This window comes from Sphingopyxis sp., assembly GCF_036402335.1.
Taxonomy (GTDB): Bacteria; Pseudomonadota; Alphaproteobacteria; order Sphingomonadales; family Sphingomonadaceae; genus Sphingopyxis.
Genome location: NZ_DASWTD010000435.1, coordinates 1 through 3740, shown reverse-complemented (window position 1 = coordinate 3740; position 3740 = coordinate 1). Strand labels below are relative to the sequence as shown.

The following is a 3740-nucleotide window of genomic DNA, read 5'->3' as shown; positions in this document are numbered from 1 at the left end:
TCCGCTGATGGTGATTTCATCAGGGGGGCGGGCCCCGCCGGGCCGCTCGGGGCCCCGGCGGTGCTGTCGCGGCTCGATATGACGCTGCTTGGCGGGCTGGCTTTCCTGTCCGCAGCGCTGCTGTTCTGGGCGACGCGCGATGCGATACTGGCGGTCGGCTTCCTCGCCGGGCTTGCCGTTGCCGCGGGCGGTGTGCTGCTCGCACGCCGGCTTTTCCCGGCGGCCGTGACCGGCGAGGCGGTCGCGCCTGACTGGACGATGCTGCGCCAGGCGGTCCATCACGACGACGTCGCAATCGCGGTGACCGATCGCGCGGGGCGGATGGTTTGCGCCAACGATCTTTTCGGGACCTGGTTCAACGGTTTCGTGACGCCGCCCGGCCTGCCGCTTGAAGGGCGCGGCGCCGAGGTGCTGAAAAACGCCGGCCGCGTCGCCTGGCGCGACGGCGAAGGCCATGCCGACGATATCGCGGTCGGCCCGCTGCAATTGCGTGCGCAGGTAACGCGCACCGGGCAGTCCGAGGATTACCTCGTCTGGCGGTTCGCGGCGGTCGAGCGGCTCGATCTTGCGTCCGAAATCACTCGCCACCTCGACGGTCCTGCCGGCCGCACGCTGGGCCATGCCGGGGTGATGGCCGCGCTCGTCAGCGCCGAAGGGCGGCTCCGCGTCGCCAACCAGGCTTTCCTGCTTCGTGCGCTGGGGGAGGATAGCGCGGTTCATTATGCCGGCCGCGACGTCGCTCCAATGATCCGGCTCGATGACGCCGGGGCGCTCTATTTTGCGCGCGAAGGCGATCGTGCGACTCCGGTGCGCATGATCCAGATCCCGCTTGCTCCGGTCGATGCGAATACCCCGATGCTGCTCGCGATGCTTGACGAGGAGATGGGGCCGACCGACCGCGGCACCGCCCAGACCTATGTCGAAACCTTGCTGTCGCTGCTGCCCTTCGGTCTCGCGATGGTCGATCGCGACGGGCGCTTCCTTTACATGAACCGCGCTTTCGTGCGTGCCGCAAGCCTGCCCGAGGGCAAGATGCCGCGCTACCCCGGCGATATCGTCGTCGGCGAAGACAAGGGGGCTCTCGCCGACATGATCCGCCGCCACAGCAGCGGGCAGCAGGTCGGCGGCGATCTGTCGATCCGGCTCGCCGGACAAAGCGGCGACCCGGTGTCGATGCGCGTCGTCGGCGTCCGCGGGCTGGGCGAGGCGGCGGTGCTGCTCAGCCTCAAGGATTCGAGCGAGGAATCGCGCCTCAAGCGCCAGGTCGCGCAGGCATCGAAAATGCAGGCGGTCGGCCAGCTCGCCGGCGGCGTCGCGCATGATTTCAACAACATCCTGACCGCCGTTCTCGGCGCGTGCGATCTGATGCTGATGCGCCATACGCCTGGCGACAGCGACTATGACGATATCCAGCAGATCCGCAGCAACGCCAATCGCGCTGCCAGCCTGACGCGGCAATTGCTGGCCTTCTCGCGGCAACAGACGCTGCGCCCGCAGATATTGCAGCTACCCGACGTGATTTCGGAAGTGTCGCACCTGCTCAAGCGGCTGATCGGTGAGACCGTCCAGCTGTCGGTGCATCATGGTCGCGGTCTCGGGGCGGTGCGCGCCGATCCGGGGCAGCTCGAGCAGGTGATCATCAACCTCGCGGTCAACGCACGCGATGCAATGCCGGGCGGGGGGACGCTGACGATCGAAACCTATCCCGTATCGGCCGCCGAGGTACGGCAGATGGGCAATGAGTTCATGCCGCCTGCCGATTACTGCGCGCTGAAGGTCGGCGATACGGGTACCGGGATTCCCGCCGACGTGCTGCCAAAGATTTTCGAGCCCTTCTTCACGACCAAGGACGTCGGCAAGGGGACGGGGCTCGGCCTGTCGACCGTTTACGGGATCATCAAGCAGTCGGCGGGTTTCATCTTTGCCGATAGCAAACCGGGGCAGGGGACGAGCTTCTCGATCTATCTGCCCGTCCATCGCGCCGATGGCGATGCGCCGGTTGTTGTGCCGCCGCCGGCCAAGCCGAAAAAGAGCCAATGGGGTACTGGCACGATCCTGCTCGTCGAGGATGAGGATATGGTGCGCGCCGTCGCGGAACGCGCGCTGGCCCGTGCGGGTTACAGCGTCGTCACCGCCTCGCAGGGTGAAGAGGGGCTCGAACGGTTTGCGCAAATGGAGAAGGTCGATTTGATCATCAGCGATGTGGTGATGCCGACGATGGACGGCCCGGCGATGGTGCGTGCGATGCGCGCCAGGCGGCCCGACCTGCCGGTCCTGTTCATGTCGGGTTATGCCGAGGAGCAGCTCCGGCAGTCGATCGACATCGACGACGTCGCCTTCCTGCCCAAACCCTTCTCGGTCGCGCAGCTTGCCGAGGCGACTTCGGCGGCGCTCGACGACGCTGCCCACCGGGTGCCAAATGGCCAGTAATCGCCGCATTCTGCTCGTCGAGGACGATGTGTTGATCGGCATGATGCTGGCCGACATGTTCGACGCGCTCGATCTTCCCGAACCCGCCCAGGCGACGAGCAACGAAGAGGCGCTGGCTTTTATCGCGGCCGAACCGCTGGGCGGTGCGCTCGTCGACATCAACCTTGGCGATCAAAAGGGCTGGCCGGTCGCCGATGCTTTGGCGGAGCGCGGCATTCCCTTTGCTTTCACCTCGGGCGGGGGCGACGTCATTCCGCCTGCTCACGCGCATCGCAAGTTGATCGCGAAACCGTTCCGGATCAGCGATATCGAGGCCGCTCTCGAAGATTTTGGCTCGGAATAGCGCGCATTTCGTTCAAGCGAATTAATTTTGTTCTCCTCTTGTTCCATGAGAACAAATGTGGCACATAGTTCCGGCGTTGCGATGCTTCTGCTGTCGCTCTAGAGCTGGAAAGGGACGGTCATGGCCGGACAATTGTCACTCGTCGAATCGGGGAAATCAGTGAACAACACGGACAGGCAGAAGGCGCTCGACGCCGCGCTCGCGCAGATCGATCGCGCGTTCGGCAAGGGCTCGGTAATGAAATTGGGCTCGAAGGAAGCCATGCAGGTCGAGGCGATCTCGACCGGCTCGCTCGGCCTCGACATCGCGCTCGGCGTCGGCGGTTTGCCGCGCGGCCGCGTCATCGAAATCTACGGCCCCGAAAGCTCGGGCAAGACGACGCTCGCGCTACACACGCTCGCCGAAGCGCAGAAGACCGGCGGCACCGTCGCTTTCGTCGACGCCGAACATGCGCTCGACCCCGTCTATGCGCGCAAGCTCGGCGTCAACATCGACGAACTCATCGTGTCGCAGCCCGACACGGGCGAGCAGGCGCTCGAAATCGTCGACACGCTCGTGCGTTCGAACGCGATCGACGTGCTCGTCGTCGACTCGGTCGCCGCGCTCGTTCCGCGCGCCGAAATCGAAGGTGAAATGGGCGACAGCCACGTCGGCCTCCAGGCGCGTCTGATGTCGCAGTCTCTGCGCAAGCTCACCGGCTCGATCAGCCGCTCGCGCTGCATGGTGATCTTCATCAACCAGCTGCGCATGAAAATCGGCGTGATGTACGGCAATCCCGAAACCACGACTGGCGGCAACGCGCTCAAATTCTACGCTTCGGTCCGCCTCGACATCCGTCGCACCGGCCAGGTCAAGGATCGCGACGAAATCGTCGGCAACGCGACCCGCGTGAAGGTCGTCAAGAACAAGGTCGCGCCGCCGTTCAAGCAGGTCGAATTCGACATCATGTATGGCGAAGGCATCTCCA

General features: G+C 65.0%; 3 protein-coding genes. All 3 read left to right on the top strand.

The window, feature by feature from the left end; translation table 11 throughout:
• Window positions 1–78: 78 nt before the first annotated feature.
• Window positions 79–2430, top strand: a complete 2352-nt coding sequence (locus tag VGD20_RS14060; protein ID WP_331135048.1) for a hybrid sensor histidine kinase/response regulator — start codon at window positions 79–81, stop codon at window positions 2428–2430.
• A complete protein-coding gene (locus VGD20_RS14055; protein WP_331135047.1) occupies window positions 2420–2773 on the top strand; it encodes a response regulator in 354 nt (117 codons plus the stop codon). Before VGD20_RS14060 ends, VGD20_RS14055 begins: the two co-directional genes overlap by 11 nt.
• 120 nt (window positions 2774–2893) lie before the next feature.
• On the top strand, window positions 2894–3740 hold an 847-nt coding region (gene recA / locus VGD20_RS14050), incomplete at its 3' end, for a recombinase RecA (RefSeq protein WP_331135046.1).

What these genes read in the sequence shown, in the direction of transcription:
- VGD20_RS14060 (WP_331135048.1), top strand. Translation starts at nt 79, where the DNA reads ATGACGCTGCTTGGCGGGCTGGCTTTCCTGTCCGCAGCGCTGCTGTTC.
- VGD20_RS14055 (WP_331135047.1), top strand. Translation starts at nt 2,420, where the DNA reads ATGGCCAGTAATCGCCGCATTCTGCTCGTCGAGGACGATGTGTTGATC.